Source organism: Lacinutrix neustonica (assembly GCF_026625145.1).
In the GTDB taxonomy this organism is placed as follows: Bacteria; Bacteroidota; Bacteroidia; order Flavobacteriales; family Flavobacteriaceae; genus Lacinutrix; species Lacinutrix neustonica.
On sequence record NZ_CP113088.1, the window covers coordinates 946,946 to 963,809 of the forward strand.

At 32.8% G+C, this 16,864-nt stretch carries 20 protein-coding genes and 2 pseudogenes; all 22 read left to right on the forward strand.

The window, feature by feature from the left end:
* Positions 1-69 precede the first annotated feature (69 nt).
* The 22 genes and pseudogenes from N7U66_RS05165 to N7U66_RS05270 all read left to right on the forward strand — a co-directional run bounded on the left by N7U66_RS05165 (position 70) and on the right by N7U66_RS05270 (position 16,316).
* The gene (locus N7U66_RS05165) at positions 70-492 is read left to right on the forward strand and encodes a hypothetical protein (RefSeq protein ID WP_267677608.1); all 423 of its coding nucleotides are present in this window, start codon (positions 70-72) and stop codon (positions 490-492) included.
* 238 nt (positions 493-730) lie between these two features.
* Complete coding sequence (locus N7U66_RS05170) at positions 731-1,054, forward strand: hypothetical protein (RefSeq protein ID WP_267677609.1); 324 nt, start codon at positions 731-733, stop codon at positions 1,052-1,054.
* Between the two features lie 155 nt (positions 1,055-1,209).
* Positions 1,210-2,013 (forward strand): hypothetical protein, encoded by an 804-nt coding sequence (locus N7U66_RS05175; protein ID WP_267677610.1) that lies wholly within the window; start codon positions 1,210-1,212, stop codon positions 2,011-2,013.
* A 158-nt stretch (positions 2,014-2,171) separates the two neighbouring features.
* Positions 2,172-2,855, forward strand: coding sequence for a hypothetical protein (locus N7U66_RS05180; protein ID WP_267677611.1), 684 nt, complete (start codon positions 2,172-2,174; stop codon positions 2,853-2,855).
* A 568-nt stretch (positions 2,856-3,423) separates the two neighbouring features.
* Entirely contained in the window at positions 3,424-3,783 is a 360-nt protein-coding gene (locus N7U66_RS05185; RefSeq protein WP_267677612.1) for a DUF4844 domain-containing protein, read from the forward strand.
* The gene (locus N7U66_RS05190; RefSeq protein ID WP_267677613.1) at positions 3,722-4,246 is read left to right on the forward strand and encodes a DUF4844 domain-containing protein; all 525 of its coding nucleotides are present in this window, start codon (positions 3,722-3,724) and stop codon (positions 4,244-4,246) included. The genes N7U66_RS05185 and N7U66_RS05190 overlap by 62 nt, the downstream gene beginning before the upstream one ends.
* A gap of 241 nt (positions 4,247-4,487) precedes the next feature.
* Positions 4,488-4,757: a helix-turn-helix domain-containing protein gene (locus N7U66_RS05195; RefSeq protein ID WP_267677614.1), complete on the forward strand. Its 270-nt coding sequence runs from the start codon at positions 4,488-4,490 to the stop codon at positions 4,755-4,757.
* Between the two features lie 109 nt (positions 4,758-4,866).
* Positions 4,867-5,433, forward strand: a complete 567-nt coding sequence (locus tag N7U66_RS05200; protein ID WP_267677615.1) for an integrase core domain-containing protein — start codon at positions 4,867-4,869, stop codon at positions 5,431-5,433.
* 301 nt (positions 5,434-5,734) lie between these two features.
* Complete coding sequence (locus N7U66_RS05205; protein WP_267677616.1) at positions 5,735-6,202, forward strand: hypothetical protein; 468 nt, start codon at positions 5,735-5,737, stop codon at positions 6,200-6,202.
* Positions 6,199-7,083: a rhomboid family intramembrane serine protease gene (locus N7U66_RS05210; RefSeq protein ID WP_267677617.1), complete on the forward strand. Its 885-nt coding sequence runs from the start codon at positions 6,199-6,201 to the stop codon at positions 7,081-7,083. Before N7U66_RS05205 ends, N7U66_RS05210 begins: the two co-directional genes overlap by 4 nt.
* Positions 7,019-7,273 (forward strand): rhomboid family intramembrane serine protease, encoded by a 255-nt coding sequence (locus N7U66_RS05215; RefSeq protein ID WP_267677618.1) that lies wholly within the window; start codon positions 7,019-7,021, stop codon positions 7,271-7,273. Before N7U66_RS05210 ends, N7U66_RS05215 begins: the two co-directional genes overlap by 65 nt.
* Before the next feature lie 153 nt (positions 7,274-7,426).
* The gene (locus tag N7U66_RS05220) at positions 7,427-7,990 is read left to right on the forward strand and encodes a hypothetical protein (protein WP_267677619.1); all 564 of its coding nucleotides are present in this window, start codon (positions 7,427-7,429) and stop codon (positions 7,988-7,990) included.
* A 31-nt stretch (positions 7,991-8,021) separates the two neighbouring features.
* The gene (locus tag N7U66_RS05225) at positions 8,022-8,552 is read left to right on the forward strand and encodes a hypothetical protein (protein ID WP_267677620.1); all 531 of its coding nucleotides are present in this window, start codon (positions 8,022-8,024) and stop codon (positions 8,550-8,552) included.
* Positions 8,553-10,104: 1,552 nt separating this feature from the next.
* Entirely contained in the window at positions 10,105-10,413 is a 309-nt protein-coding gene (locus N7U66_RS05230; protein ID WP_267677621.1) for a hypothetical protein, read from the forward strand.
* Complete coding sequence (locus N7U66_RS05235; protein ID WP_267677622.1) at positions 10,410-10,898, forward strand: hypothetical protein; 489 nt, start codon at positions 10,410-10,412, stop codon at positions 10,896-10,898. Before N7U66_RS05230 ends, N7U66_RS05235 begins: the two co-directional genes overlap by 4 nt.
* Positions 10,899-11,090: 192 nt before the next feature.
* A pseudogene (locus N7U66_RS05240) lies at positions 11,091-11,314 on the forward strand (type II toxin-antitoxin system ParD family antitoxin); the annotation flags it as partial.
* A gap of 14 nt (positions 11,315-11,328) precedes the next feature.
* Entirely contained in the window at positions 11,329-11,631 is a 303-nt protein-coding gene (locus N7U66_RS05245; protein WP_267677623.1) for a type II toxin-antitoxin system RelE/ParE family toxin, read from the forward strand.
* A 204-nt stretch (positions 11,632-11,835) separates the two neighbouring features.
* Positions 11,836-12,866, forward strand: a pseudogene (locus N7U66_RS05250) (serine hydrolase domain-containing protein).
* Positions 12,867-13,867: 1,001 nt separating this feature from the next.
* The gene (locus tag N7U66_RS05255; protein ID WP_267677624.1) at positions 13,868-14,374 is read left to right on the forward strand and encodes a hypothetical protein; all 507 of its coding nucleotides are present in this window, start codon (positions 13,868-13,870) and stop codon (positions 14,372-14,374) included.
* Between the two features lie 155 nt (positions 14,375-14,529).
* Positions 14,530-15,003, forward strand: a complete 474-nt coding sequence (locus N7U66_RS05260) for an ATP-binding protein (protein WP_267677625.1) — start codon at positions 14,530-14,532, stop codon at positions 15,001-15,003.
* Between the two features lie 43 nt (positions 15,004-15,046).
* A complete protein-coding gene (locus N7U66_RS05265; protein WP_267676758.1) occupies positions 15,047-15,553 on the forward strand; it encodes a hypothetical protein in 507 nt (168 codons plus the stop codon).
* Positions 15,554-15,713: 160 nt separating this feature from the next.
* Complete coding sequence (locus tag N7U66_RS05270) at positions 15,714-16,316, forward strand: hypothetical protein (RefSeq protein WP_267677626.1); 603 nt, start codon at positions 15,714-15,716, stop codon at positions 16,314-16,316.
* The last annotated feature ends 548 nt before the right edge of the window (positions 16,317-16,864 follow it).

Below are 16,864 nucleotides of genomic sequence, written 5' to 3' on the forward strand. Positions count from 1 at the left end.
ATAAATTTAGGTACTAACCCACGCAACTACTCATAGCCGAGACCGTTGTATGCAATTTGACCGGACATTATGAATAAACTGATATTAACTTTAGTAATTAGTCTATCATTAATCTCTTTTAATCGTTTTGAACTCAAATCTGACTTCAAGTTAATTGGAGAATGGGAAGGGACGGATAAAAATGATGTTGGATATTTTACATTTGACAAAGAAGGCTATGCGTATATCAAGTTCGGAACAGACTTATTAGGCGGAAAAGAATTCATAAAAGACGGAAAAAAATTTAGCTTGAGTTATAAAGTTGATTATGATAAATCACCCATAACGGTTGACCTTATATTTACGGAATTAGAAACCGAAAGACAGTTAGTTTGGCCTTGTATAATAGACGTTTTAGAAAATGACCGTATAATGTTTGCAAGAGGCTCAAATGGAATAAGACCTGAAAATTTTACAGATTATGATTTCATAATACTCAACCGAATAAAATAAAAACTGCATACAACACCGTGTAAAAAACATTGCTTATTTTAGTTAAATCGTTTGGTCGTTGCTTTGTTTGCTAGCATCTGATTTTCCTTCGGAAAATCCTCGCACTCAAACACGCAACGTTCCTTACACATAAACGTTGTGCTTAATTTCTGAAATGGAGAAAAGTAGAAAATATAGAACTGAATTATTAGTAATTCTTCTTACGAGTTTGATTCTGATTTTAATACTCAACAAACCAATGAGGGATTATATTCCTGTGATTTTTGCAATTATTGGATTTGGACGATTTGCATATCTGACTTGGAAAAAATATCATGAATTGAGTGATAATTTAATATTAAACTATAAAAAATTACTGAACGAAAACGGAATTGACTTTGGACCAAATGCAGGAATAAATCGAGTTAATTTTTTTGATTTAATATCGGAACGGAAAAAACTAAGCCAGTCTGAAAAAAAAATAGAAAATAAGTTAACGGAATTAAACTCATTAAAAAATCTGACTTTAATTTCATTTTTTGGATTCGGATTTTTAGGAGTAATCTCTGTGATTTTAACTTAAAAAACAAAAAAACTAAGCACAACACCGGCTATAGTTCATTGCTTCTGACTTTCCTACTCGGAAAGTCCTCGCAAATTTGCTATCTTCGGTTTACGGCGGAAAATCCTCGCGGATTTTCACGCAACGAAACCATAGCCCAAAACGTTAGGCAACATATGAAAAAAATTCTGCTAACATTGATATTCCTTGGTTTGATGACAAATTTGTCAGCGCAAGAATGTGAATATGCAGAATATTATCAGTTAGTTGCGATAGCAAAAAAAGAATATTCCCAACAAAATTATAAAGAAGCAAGTAAAAATTTCAAGCTTGCCTTTTCCAAAACTGACTTTCCTCTTGGACACGATTTGAGTTTTGCATTAGTAACTGCAAATAAAACGAATGACGATATGTGGGCTGGTTTTATTGCAGAAAAACTTGCTCAAGGTGGAGTTCCATTACGATATTTCGTGAAATATAAAAAAAAGAATTGGTATCAAAAATTCAACTATGAATTTGAAAATTATTCCAATTATTATAGAGAAAACTTAAACTCTGAATTGCGGGAAAAATTAATCTCGTTATTGAATCGAGATAGTGAATTTAATAGTAAATATCACGAATGGAGGACGAAAAAAATTGAAATGACATTGCAAGAATTGATTGATGGAGCTACCGCAATTCTAATGGAATTTCAAAATTTGACCGATAATTATGGATTCCAAAACGAACGACTAATTGGATACAACTATGTTCGTAGAAAGAATAATATTGAACCATATCCAATCGGCGTTTTGATAGTACATATTTACCAACGTGGTGTATTAATATTCAAAGACGACATTCAAGACATAATTTGTAAAGGTGGACTTCACCCAAATTACGGAGAAACACTAAAAGGAATTCGTGGATTTGGGGACAGCACAGGAATTGAACAAGAAATGAAAACAAGATATGCGAAATACAGAGGAACTGAATAAAATACGTTGCCTAACACCGTATAAAAAAAATTGCTAGTTTTAGCTAAACCAAAGTTAGTTGCTCGTTTGCCAGCTTCTGATTTTCCTTCGGAAAATCCTCGCACACAAACACGCAACTTTCCTTATACATCAACGTTGGCAACAATTAAAGAAAAACTATGTACAAAGAAAAAACTGATAGAGAATTAATTGAACTTTTAGCAATTCATAAAAAGTTGACATTCCAATCTCAACTAAATTTAAAAGCGGAATTAAATCACCGAAATATTCAAGAGAATATCACAGATTTGGAAAACACTATTAGTGAAAAAATTTCTGAAATTGAAAATCTTGATTATTTAAAAAATCTTGGTTTTAAAGCCGACAAATTCGGCAACTCAATTAAAGTTACCCGAACTGACAAAGCTGTTTTAGTGGATATTGTTGCGATTGTTTTGGGAACAATATTTTGTTTAATTGGATTTTTCGGAATTTTAGGTCTGATTGGTTCATTTTCAAGCGAAGGTGAATTCAGTATATTTTCCCTAATCACAGAAATCGGAATGATAGCAATCGGAATTTTAGGAGTTAAGTTTTTAAGTGGAATTAAGCGCTTAATTGACTATGCAGGTTTTGAATTGCTAAATAATAACGGAACAATAACTCTGAAAAAAAGATTTGATACAAAACTTGTGGAAATACAGAAAAACGAATCTTTACTTGAGTTAAAAGAACAATCGGAATTAATGACTTTAAAATTGGAAAATGACGATATTTTAAGTGCAAATACGAATAATATTATTCAGAAAATGACAATATCTGAATTAACAAAAAGATTAAAAACTGTTGCCAACAACGTATAAAATTAATGGCTAGTTCTCGCCTACTTACGAAAATCCTCGCGGATTTTCTATCTAGTAATTATTTGCTAAATTAGGTGCTTAAACACGCCACTAATCTTATACAATCACGTTACCAACCATGCCACTCGGCTCTAAAAAAAATACTCCTTAAACGATCTCTAAGGATAAAAACTACTAAAGTTAGCAGTCAAAAATTTACAATAACTTTCTCAGCAAATAAGAGCGCAACTCTTAATTCGGGCAATACTCACTCCTACTCTTTTCTAAAAACGGATTTAACTCTGGCTCAACTCATATGGCGGACTGATTAGCATTACGGCTTATCAAATACCAAAATCTGATTTCGGACTGACAAAAGCAATGCGCAATCTTTGCGGCGGATTGATATACGAAACGGCTAACTGGGTAAATTAAAAGAACGGTTGGTAACAATGTGTAAAATAAATACTACTTTTATGGCTTAACCCAAAGGCAGTTCGTGTTAGCTTGCTTCGGATTTTCCTACGGAAAATCCCCGCACACTAACCCGTACTTACCTTACACGAACCGTTGGCAACAATTTGAGAAAATGACGAAATACATTCAAATTTTAATAATCCTATTGACATTATCTGCTTGCGGACAAAATGCAACTGAAATGAAAACACCTGAAAATGCGAATGAAATGTTTACAGAATTCATTGCAAAGAAAAAGTTCATAAAACAACCCTATCCGAATTACTATCCTGGAATTGCAGACGAAAAAATGCGACCAATTTTCACGGAAAAAATAAACCAAGTTGCGACTGATTTTAAAACTGTTTCCGAATCTGAAAACCCAACTGATATAAAATATCAAGAAAAAATCAGAATTGGACTTTCAAGGTTTGCAGACATTTATCTCGGAATTAGATACCGAAGACAGGGAAAGAGTTTGTATGTATTTTGAGGAATTAATGGATATTGTCGGACTGAAAAGCTCGAATGGTCAACTCAATAAGTTTATGTACGGTTTTGACCCAATGGAAAAGCCTAAAGAAAAAAAATGGACTGATTCGCACGGAAACATCTTTATCGAAAAAGGAACTGAAGTTTCAATAATTCCAGCAAAATACAATAAAACAGGTACAAAATATAAAGTATTTCTTTACAACGAAACGAATGAAAATATTGGAATTATAGAAGACTTAATTATAAAACCGAGAGAATTTAAAGTATTTAATGTTTCAGACACAGATACTCTTAAATTAGATAATGGAGTTAAGTTTACGTTCGGAGAAACCTATGGACTTGAAGTTGAGGACAAAAAATCGCAAGTTAGTGGACTTGGAGGAAAATATTTGACTGATTATGGCGTACCGAATGAAATTGACTTTGCTTTTGTTATAGTTCCAGTCGGAAAAGGAGATTAAAAATAAAAACTGTTGCCAACACCGTATATAATTTATTGCTAGTTATAGCCTACTTACGAAAATCCTCGCGGATTTTCTATTCGGTTTGTATTTGCTAAATTAGGTGCTTAAAACACGCAACAAACCATATACAATCACGTTAGCTTGCATTTAGGTACGTTAAAGGCACATAGTTTACAAAGTTAAAGGCACATAGTTTACACTTTTTTAGGTTGTAATTTGAGATCAAAATCAAATTATCATGCCTTGGAAAGAAACAACAACTATGGAACAAAAAATTGAATTTATCTGTGAATGGCGTACAGGAAAATATACCATAACAGAATTGTGCAAAAACTTTGAAATCTCTAGACCAACAGCTTATAAGTTAATTAGTAGATTCGAAAATGAAGGTTTTGAAGGCTTAAAAAGACTATCTAAAGCCCCCATTAATCATCCTAATGCTACAGGCGAAAATATCGTTGAAAGCATTTTAAAGTTAAAGGCAAAACACAAGCTCACGGGGTGCTAAAAAAATCAGAGAATTGTTGTTTAAAGAGTTTACTATCGACCAAGTACCCTCTATCGTTACTGTTCATAATATACTCAAGAAAAACGGTTTAGTTTGTCCTCAAAAACGAATGAGAAGAGTCAAGCCAGTCTTCCCTATTTTCGATCCAAAAGCATGTAATGAAGTGTGGAGCGCAGACTACAAAGGGAAATTTCTAATGGGTAATAAAATCTATTGTCATCCTCTAACCATTGCAGACTCTAAAAGCCGTTTTTTGTTTACTGCTAAAGGGCATTATAAAGAAAATTTAAAGTCTGCTAAAGCTGAGTTTACAAGGGTTTTTAGAACTTATGGCATACCTAAACAAATCCACACAGACAATGGGAGTCCCTTTGGTTCTGTGAGAGCTATTCAACGCTATACAAGACTCTCGTATTGGTTTATTGAACTTGGAATTGCTCCTGTGTTTTCTGATCCTGCACACCCGCAACAAAACGGCAGGCATGAACGCATGCATCGTGATTTAAAGGCTGCTTGTGCAAAACCCTCAGCCTTTGATTTAAAAGCGCAACAAAGACGTTTAAATCACTTTGTAAAGGAATATAATAACATAAGACCACATGAAGCTTTAGATATGAAAACACCAGCTGATGTCCATGATTTTTCTACCGAGACCATTCCCAGAAAGAATCCCTAATTTTGACTATGATTCTAAATACAAAGTGCTTAAGGTTACAAAGAATGGTTCTATCAGATGGAAGTCCTATTACTGGGTATATGTAACTGCTGCTTTAATGGATAAATATGTCGCTATTGAAGATATTGGAAATGGAATTTGGAAAGTATTTTATAGAAATGTACTTTTAGGTTTCTTTGATGAGAGACATCTGAGAAATAAACAACAATCAACAAGGTTAGAAACTAATTTAGTGTAAAGTCTAATCTTTAACTTGTGTAAAGGATGTCCCTTAACGAACATTTAAAACGAACATTGAGAATTGAACAATACTAAGACAAAACTTAAAGAAGTATATATTCCATTTTTAATAGTTTCGATAGGAACTATTCTTTTTTACAACCTTTTTCGTTGGACTTTAGATATTAAACTAGGTATTTTACCTTTAAAGGAAAACTTGTTGAATTTTTGGATTCCTTTCGCTCTTCCCTGGATTCCAATACTCATTTGGTTACGAAGAAGGATTCGAATTTTAAATGTAAGGGGTAAAAGAGATAATGGATATTTTGGATATCAATTTGCTATGGCAGCAGCAATAGCTGTACCAATAATTATAAGTCAAAACTACATTGAGAAAAGTTCTTTTAACTTGAACGAAATATCATCAATCTTAAAAGTAAAAGAATTAAAAAAGGAAAAATATTTCAAAATAGCTTCATTTGATATTGACCAAAACTCAAGTCTTCCTTATGTAACTGCGAGAACTTCGGGCGAAATAATGATAATTTGAACTTTTACTTATATCTCGCTTGTCCTTTCGAAAATACAAGTTCAATTTGGTATGGAGTTGAATATAATAAGAATGTAAGCAATAGAATTAATGAACAAAGGAAAAATTCAGAGTATAGAACTTTCATAAACAAATCAGAGAAAGAATTTAAAACCTATGATTTTCAAGATGTAGAATATTTTGAACGACTTGGATATTCAGACGACAGAGACGGATTTATAGAGGCAATCAAAGAAAAAAAACCTAATATAAACGAAAAGAAACAAATAATACTTGTACCTAAAAAAGATGTTTTTGAAAAAAGACTTGGCAATTCGTTCCCTTGGATTTTCGGCTCTTTTGGAATTGGAGCTTTTATACTTCTAGCAATGGTATTAATACCAAAAATTGACGAAAAGGAGTTAAACGATTTTAAAAAGAATAAACCATTAAAAGAAGATGATTTAAAAGATATGATAGGCTTTTTAAATCCAATGGGTGAAAATAAAGCCACAGCAATTTTATTGCTTCTAAATATCATTGTTTTCCTAATTATGACATTTGACGGACTAAATATAGTTTCACCTACGCCAAAAGAATTGCTCGAAATTGGAGGAAATCGACGATTTGAAGTTATGAATGGAGAATATTGGAGATTATTTTCTTCTATGTTTATTCACGGTGGACTTTTACACTTGTTTATGAACTTAATCGGACTTGGACTTGGTAGCAGTTTATTGGAAAAGGTTCTTGGCTCTGTAAAACTAATAATTATCTACATTGTTTGCGGAATACTTGCAAGTTTAGCGAGTATTTATTGGCACGAGAATACAGTTAGTGTTGGAGCGTCTCGGTGCTATTTTCGGGCTTTATGGACTAATTTTAGCCTTTACAGTTTTTAAGATTTATCCCAACTATATGCGTGGAATGACTTGGATGCTATTAGGATTTTATGCTGGAGTAAGTTTATTATTCGGATTTTTAGGCGGAATTGACAATGCTGCTCATTTTGGAGGACTGATAAGTGGCTTTATTATTGGAGGAATATTGATTTTAATTAATACGGAACAACTGAAAAAAAACGCAAGCTAACACCGTATAAAATTAATTGCAAGTTCGAGTTTGCTTACGAAAATCCTCGCGGGTTTTCTATCCAGTTTGTATTTGCTAAATTAGGTGCTTAAAACACGCAACTAATCTTATACATCAACGTTGGCAACAAGCAAAATCAACTAACCCTAAAGAATGAACAATCATCGAACGGAATTTTTATCGAGTATATTAAATAATAAAAAGAATCTCGCTGAACTAGTTGCAGCAGCCATCGTCATAGGACTAGGAATAAGTTTTATTGCTTCTAGTATATTTGAATATTTCGACTTCAAATATAAAAATCTAATATTTCTCATAATAGGTTCTATACTTACACTGATTGGATTTATTTTTTATCTCAATAAGTTTTTTGGAAGAAAAAAATTCTCAAAAAAAATTGAAGGATTTTTCATTTTAGATAAAAAAGAAAAGAAAGTTATAGATATTGACAATTATGATTATGCAAACAAATTAGCTAGTAATTTAAAATATGCTTTTAAAGAAGACAAAGCATTAAAAAAGACTTGGAATAAAGTTGACTTTGAAAATGTCTTTAAAAAAGGAATGAAGTTTCTTGAAATTATCAATGAAGCGTCAGAATATTATTTACTAGAAAAATTATCCAGCCATTTATCTGTTTATTTTAATAACTCAAAATTTGACAAAGATGAACTCGTTGAATATGAAAGAAATGACATTCCGAGACGTTCTTCTTAACAACAGATTTTTAGAACTGTTCTCAAAACCAATGGAACAAAGAGAATCGTTTATATCAGACGATGAAATAGATGGAGTTTTTGAGATAAAGAAAAAAGGAAAGAAAAAGTCTGCTGGTAAAATTGTTTCAAGCTTTAAGAACGGAGTAATGTTTAGTCACTTTGATTTAAAATTACCAAAGAACAGTAAATTAAAGAGAAACTCTGACAATTCTATTTCTCTAATTACTGAAAGGTTTACAATTAATCTTAAAACAATAATTAGCGGAATAAACACATATATTCCTTGGGAATATAGAAAATACTATCTTGGGTCAGAATATAACAATGACCAACCTGCATTTATAGCAACATACGAAATTGAAATTCATTTTCATTTAAGTTCTTTATTCAAAACGAATAGTTGGCAATATTATGAATGGGTTGATTCTTTTATAAATCAAATTGAGGCTGATATTTCAGAAGAGTATTATTTTAACAAAAAAATTGAATGGGATAAAACATATCCAATAATTAAAATGTTAAAAGAAAATAAAACTGAAATAAAAAAAGATAAAAAGTAAAATGCCAGTTGCCAACACCGTGTATAATTAATGGCTGGTTCTCGCTTACTTACGAAAATCCTCGCGGATTTTCTATCCGGTTTTTATTTGTTAAATTAGGTGCTTAAACACGCCACTAATCAACACAATCACGTTAGCCCACATGCCCACTCGGCGCGAAAAAAAATTCTAAAGTTGCTTAAAAGTAAAAAAACAACGCTTCTCACCTACTTACTCAACCTATTTCGGATAAAAGCACAACGCGACACTGTTGCGTCGGACTGATCTACGTTGCGGTAAAACTAGTTGTAAAAAGCTGATGACGCTCTAAATTTATTACTCAACCGTATTCTGACTTAAACAACGCGAAACTATTACGGCGGATTGCTATTAAAAACGGCATATCTTAACCTTCAAAATATAATATCAATAGCTATCTGTAAAACAATACTTTGCGAAACTGGAGTTCCAACTGTGATGAAATAAAATAACGTGGGCTAACACGGTGTATAAAAAATTGCTATTTTGGGCTAGCACAATGGTAGTTGCTTGTTTGCTTGCTTCTGATTTTCCTACGGAAAATCCCCGCATACAAACTACGCAACTTATCATACACGAACCGTTACCAACCATGCCACTCGGCTCTAAAAAAAAACACTTCTTAAACAATCTCTAAGGATAAAAACCACTAAAGTTACCGGATAAAATTTTACAATAACATTCTCGGCAAATAAGAGTGTAAATCTTACGTCGGACAAACCTCACTCCTACGCTATAATAAAAACGGATTTAAGCCTGGCGCAACTCTTAAGGCGGACTGGTTTAAATTACGGCTAATCAAATACATAAAAACTGATTTCGGACTGACAAAAGCAATACGCAATCTTTGCGGCGGATTGATATAAGAAACGGCTAACTGGGTAAATTAAAATAACGGTTGGTAACAATGTGTAAAATAAATACTACTTTTATGGCTTAACCTAAAGGTTGTTCGTGTTAGCTTGCTTCGGATTTTCCTACGGAAAATCCCCGCACACTAACCCGTACTTACCTTACACGAACCGTTAGCCCACATGCCCACTCGGCTCGAAAAAAAATCCTAAAGTTGCTTAAAAGTGGTTTAAAAGTGAAAAACAACGCTTCTCACCTTCTTACTCAACCGATTTCGGATAATAGCACTACGCGCCACTGTTGCGACGGACACTTTTACGTTGCGGCAAAGATAGATGTAAAAAGCTGATGCCGCTCTAAGTTTATTACTCAACCGTATTCTGACTTAAACAACACGAAACTATTACGGCGGATTGCTATTAAAAGCGGCATATCTTAACCTTCAAAATATAAAATCAATAGCTATCTGTAAAACAATACTTTGCGAAACTGGAAATCCAACTGTTATGAAATAAAATAACGTGGGCTAACACGGTGTATAAAAAATTGCTATTTTGGGCTAGCACAATGGTAGTTGCTTGTTTGCTTGCGTCTGATTTTCCTACGGAAAATCCCCGCACTCAAACTACGCAACTTATCATACACGAACCGTTGGCAAACATTTATACGAAACGAAAACTGAATGGGAATATTTGACAAACTTTTTGGAACGAAAAAGAAAGTTTCCGAAACTAATGAAAATCCTGATAACACGAAATTGATTAGGTTATTGGAAAAATATGGCAAAAACAGAACTCAAGAGAATTACAGAAAAGCAATAGAGGAAATAATGTATGGGAACTCTATGTTAGTATTGTCATCTATAAATGGTGGAGCACCGAAAAACGATTGGGAAACTTTGGAAAAGGGTTCGACATTAAAACTTACTTCTGTTTTCGACCAAGACGGACTAAAAGTTCGGGAGCTTTTACATCATCAGAAAATCTTGTGAAATGGACTGGAAAAGTTACCGAATATACGGCAATGAAAGGAAAAGATGTCGTTGACTTTTGTCAAGCAAACGGAATTGACAGAGTTGTTATAGATTCAGATATGCCAACAATGTTTGTGCTTGAACGAAACAGAGAAAATATTCAAACGGAAACAATTCAAGAAGAAACGCAAGTTACAGTAGGAACACCAATGAAACCGATTTCAGAAAAATTATTGAAAAAATTTCAAAGTAATTTTTCAAAAGTAAGTGTCATAAATGAAGTATATCATTATGCAATGGTTAGAAACAATGAAAACATTTTAATGCTTGGGTTTGTGCTTGACACTTATTCTGACAATTCAAGAGCAGCTTGTATTGGAACAATTCAAAATTCAATGAAGGGAGAAAAATTGGACCTGCCTCTTGAAATGTTTATGTTGAATGACGAAGGTTGGTTACAAACCGTAAAAGGAATTGAAAACTCATTGATTTACAAAAAATAAAAACGATTTGCCAACAATGGCTATAAGTAATTGTGTAGAGGGTTAAGCATTTGAAAAAGACTACAAATAATCAATAACTTCCCTATCTGAAAAAAAGATTACAAAACACCACAACTACTCATAGCCTACACCGTTGTGTGCAATTTGGCTACGTTACCAAGATTTGGTATCTTTGAGTAAATTATAGTCAAAATGGGAAAAAACACATCAATATCACTAGGAAATCATTTTGAGGATTTTATACGAGAAGAAGTAAATTCGGAAGATATGGTTCGGTTAGCGAAGTTATCCGTTCAGCATTACGTTTATTAGAACGTGAAGAAAAAAAGGAAAGAGAACTGATTAAAGCTCTTGAAGTTGGAGAAAATAGCGGATTTGTTGAAAATTTTGACCCAAAACAAAATCTGGCTGAGTTACATCGCCAAAACTTATGAGTAAAAACAAATATCGAATAAGTAAACAAGCGATAGATGATTTAAATGACATTTGGGTTTATACTTTCCACAAATGGTCTAAAGAGCAAGCCGACAGATATTATGCCCTAATAATTGGAGAGATTGAATTTATAGCGGATAATTATCTGACTGGAAAATCCGCAGAACAAACTCGAAAAAACTATCGAGTAACGAAAATTAAATCGCATCTGATTTTTTACAGAAAAGTCGAAAATGAAATTGTTGAAATCGTTAGGATTTTACATCAGAGAATGGATATTAAAAAACGACTGAAATAAAAAACTGCACACAACACGGTGTATAATTAATTGCTTTGGTCGTTGCCTATTTAGAAAATTCCTTCGGAATTTTCTCCGGTACGTCTAAGTTTACTAAATTAGTTGCTTGACACGCAACTTATCATACACGAACCGTTGTGGCTAATTTGAAAGCGCACCCTGAATTATAAAACCAAACACAAAAAAGAAGACTGAAACAGAAAAATGATAAAAAATAAAAAAGCTAAATGGATTGTAAGAGCATTATTGCTTATTGGAACCGTAGTTTCATTATTTTTCGTCCCTTGGATTTTGGTAAAGGCTTGGATTTTACCGCTACCGAGATACCGTTCAAGAACAAGTAGATGAAGCAATAGGTTATGGTTTTGATGGTATGATTGTTTACGTAGACCAAGCAGGAAAACAACCCCAGTTCTATACTGGCGGTTGGAAAGATAGAGAAAAGAAAATTCCAGCCGACCCAAAATCATTGTTCAAAATTGCTAGTATTAGTAAGTTGTATACAGCTGTAGCAGCTACGAAATTGGTCAAAGAAAAGCGTTTGTCTTTTGATAAACCATTAACCGATTATCTTCCCGAACTAAAAGGAAGAATAGAAAATGCCGATGAAATCACATTAAAAATGATGATTCAACACCGGTCTCGGAATTCCAAACTTTACCGACAATCCAGCGTTACGGGAAAACGAAGAAGAAAATGGCAAAAATGCCTTAGAGTTTGCTTTAGACTTACCTGCTAGTTTTAAACCGGACAAAGGATATGAATATTCAAACACGAATTATTTGTTACTTCGTAGGATTTTGGATAAGGTTTTAGGATACAATCACAATGATTATATCAAAGAAAAAATATTAATTCCCATAGAGTTGAAAAACACCTACTTTTCGATATCTGAAGTGGATTTGGAAGATGTGATGAGCGGATATTATGTAGGAATTGAAGAAGACTTTAAGGCACGTGATAATGGAATGTTGGCAACAGCAGAAGATGTTGCCATCTTTATTAGAGCCTTAAATGATGGTTCGGTGTTTGAAGAAGGAGAAGAAGAAATCTATCCTTACGAATATAATCACGGCGGTTTAGTGGTTGGTTATCAAAGTTTGGCAGAATACCACAAAGATATAGATGCGGTTGTCGTTCAATTTATTAACACAACAGATTTTGAAGGATATGAATGGAATTTATCGGAAATTATAATTAACCGAATTGTGAAAATTATTAAAAAGAAAAACTAGCCACAACAACGTGTATAGCTCATTGCGGCTGAATTCCTATTCGGAATTCATTGCAATTTGCTATCTTTCGGTCACGGCGGAAAATCCTCGCGGATTTCCCGCAACGAGCCATACACAAAACCGTTAGCCCACATGCCCACTCGGCTCGAAAAAAAATCCTAAAGTTGCTTAAAAGTGGTTTAAAAGTAAAAAAACAACGCTTCTCTCCTACTTACTCAACCGAATTCGGATAAAAGCACAACACGACACTCTTGCGACAGACTCTTTTACGTTGCGGCAAAACTGTATACGTAAAAGATTAAAAAATGATTACTCAAGCATTTTCTGACCTTAGCAAAACGCAACTCTTACGACGGATTTATATAGCAAACGGCAAATCGTAACGCACAAAAAATAAAATCAATAGTAGCACATAAAACAAAACTCTGCGGAGCTGCAAAGCCATATGGAGAAAAATAAAATAACGTGGGCTAACAATGTGTAAAATAAATACTACTTTTATGGCTTAACCTAAAGGCTGTTCGTGTTAGCTTGCTTCGGATTTTCCTACGGAAAATCCCCGCACACTAACCCGTACTTACTTTACACGAACCGTTACCAACCATCCCACTCTGCTCTAAAAAAATAGAATCTAAAAGATCTCTAAAATTAAAAACTATACCAGTTAGCGGATATAAAATCACAATAACATTCTGACCAAATAAGCGCGCAACTCTTACGTCGGACTGATTAACATTACGGCAAATCAAAGTATTTATAAAACCAATTTCTGACTGACCAAAGCAAGGCGCAATCTTTGCGGCGGATTGATATACGAAACGGCTAACTTGGTGAATAAAAATAACGGTTGGTAACAATGTGTAAAATAAATACTACTTTTATGGCTTAACCTAAAGGCTGTTCGTGTTTGCTTGCTTCCGATTTTCCTACGGAAAATCCCCGCACTCAAACCCGTACTTACCTTACACGAACCGTTGTAACACATTTAAAAAAAACCAATATTGCCTAAAATAAATAGACTGAAAGGATTGCCGAATACTATAACTCAACAGTTTTTCAGTACGACTTTTTATTATAGTAAAGGATATATGGCTGATTGGGTTTTCAATGCTGCATCTGAAAAAAATGTGAGTGAATTAACAATTGACTTTTGGAATAATACAATTACGCCAAATGAACTCGAAATAAAACCAATCTTAAGTCAATTACCAAGATTAAAAGAGACTGTACATAAAACATTAAAAAGTCAAAATTTCGAATCTGACTTTATAAAGAAAGGTTTTATGGTAATCAAAATGGGTAAAACTGGATATCGATATTTGTATTGTAAAACGATATTAATTGACAAGAATGGAATTGAACATATAGGAAAAGAATATACGGAATCTGTTTATGAACAGAATTTTAAAGTTTTTAGGACTAAAAAAAAATACTCTGAATCTATTAAAGACAATTTTAAAACATCTAATGAAAGTATACTTGAACGAATTAAAAATCTATTCAGATAAAAAACGTGTTACAACAATGTGTATAATTCATTGCTAGTTAGAGCTTACTTACGAAAATTCCGCTGGAATTTTCTATCTGTGATTTGTTTGCTAACTTTAATGCTTAAACACGCAACGAAATCATACACGAGACCGTTACCTGCAATTTAAAAAAAATGATAGACAGAGAAGAAATTGTTGAATTATTGAGAATTAAAGCAAATGGAAATCTGTATCATCGAGAAGGTCAAACTGTTGAATTTAAAGAACAGTTTAATTTTGCTGGTTTAGCGGATTATTTCAAAGACTTCTCTGCCTTTTCTAATAATAAAGGTGGTTATCTGATTTTTGGGATTACTGATAGTCCAAGAAAAGCAACAGGACTTTCTGACCAATCAGAAAATCAATTTGAAAAAATTGACCCAGAAAAAATTAGTGGTTATTTACTTGATATTTTTTCGGGACATATTGAATGGGAACAAGAATTAATGGAAATTAATAATTTAAATTTTGGGGTATTTAAAATTACTGAAGCAAATGTAAAACCCATAATTGCAAAAAAAGATGAAGGGAAAGATAACCATATAAAAAATGGAGAAATTTATTTTAGATATGGTGGTAGAACACAAAAAATAAGATTTCGAACTTGAATCTATCATTAATCATAGAATTGAAAAAAACAATAATTCTTGGATGGATTTAGTAACTAAAATCGGAAAAGCAGGACCACAAAATGCTGCAATATTAGACACAGAAAAAGCATTAATTGAAAAAGGAAATAATCAATTAATGGTAATAGATGAACGATTAGCGAAGAAATTAACATTCATTAAAGAAGGAGAATTTACTGAGAAAAAAGGAGCGAAAACTCTTCAATTAGTTGGAGACATAACACCAATTGACCAAGTAGATGTCGTTCGTAAGGTTAAAGAAAATTTAATTAAACGTTACCCTTTAACATCGATACAAGTCGCTGACAAAGTTAAAGAAATTTGTCCTGAATGTACTCGTAACGAAGTTTGGAGAATAATAAGAGAGAATAATCTAAAACAGAATTTCGATTATTCAGCGTATAATTTCAGATCAAAAGAACACGAGGATAGATATAAAGAAACCGGAGAAATTCCAAATGGAACAGCAAGCATATTTAATCCAAATTCAATAGAGTTTATAACTAACATTTGGAAACAAGAAAAATAAAAAACTGCAGGTAACACCGTATATAATTTATTGCTGGCTTCTCGCCTACTTACGAAAGTCCTCGCGGACTTTCTTGGTCGGTTATTATTTACTAAATTAGTTGCTTGAAACACGCAACAAACCATATACAATCACGTTGGCATTAATTTGAAAATCATAAATGGGGAAAAAGAATAAGAAGAAAAAAAATAAATTTAAAAAGTTAAAATCTGACTTAAATATTCCTTTTCTGATTTTAGGATTATTATTTCTACTATTCGGATTTATTAAAAATGCTGACGTTAACGAAAACAAACTACAACAAATAAATGTAGTTTTAAGCACTAAAATAAAGCCTATCACTGGGACGAGAGGTCTTTATGGTTACAAGTTTTGGACTAAAAAAAATAATGCTGAATTTGTTATTGAGAGAGGGATTAAAATTTCTAATAATTTTAAAGATTTTATGAATTTAAAAAAAAATGATGTAATTAAAATTAGGGTTGATAAAAACAGTTATGACTTCACGGACAAATTAGAGCGAATTCCAATTTATTCCCTCGAACATAATGGTAAGAAATATATAAGTTTAGAGAATTTTAAAACTGATAATAAAATGTACAGTTTGCGTTATAAAGTAATATTCATATTTGGAGGAATTATTTTATTACTCAATGCTTTCTCAATTCTGAAAGTAAGACAAACATTTGTTTTAATTGGTTTGTTTTTTATTGCTATCTTAATTATGAGAATATTTGGATTTGGAATTTACGTAAAAAACTAACGCCAACACGGTGTATAATTAATTGCTATGGCAAGTGCTTATCCGGAAAATTCCTACGGAATTTTCTCTGACACGTTTAAGTTTACTAAATTAGTTGCTTATAAACGCAACTAACCAAGATACACAACAACGTTGTGTACAATGGCTCACTCGGCCGGAAAAAAAAATCAAAATAATTAAATTTTAGTGGTTTAAGTCCAATAAATTCTAACCCAAGTAAAACGTAATTAGGTGCGCAACTAAACGTGTTTTTATGGATAAAAAAGCGGATTATAAAAGGATATACAAATCGGTGTGCAACTGTTGCGCGGACTTATGCTCTACTCCTATTGCGGATAAAAATAGTCCTCTAAAACTGCTGATTAACGCAAAACGCAACGTTGCGAACGACTGACCTTCTAAACGGCAAAGCAAATCGCAAAAAATAAATAAAGCACTGTACACAACAAGGTGTAAAAGTAATTGCTTGGGCTGTGCTTCTCGGAAAAATCCTGCGGATTTTTCCTCCGGTTCGGTTTTGTTTACTATTTTAGTGGCTTATCAACGCA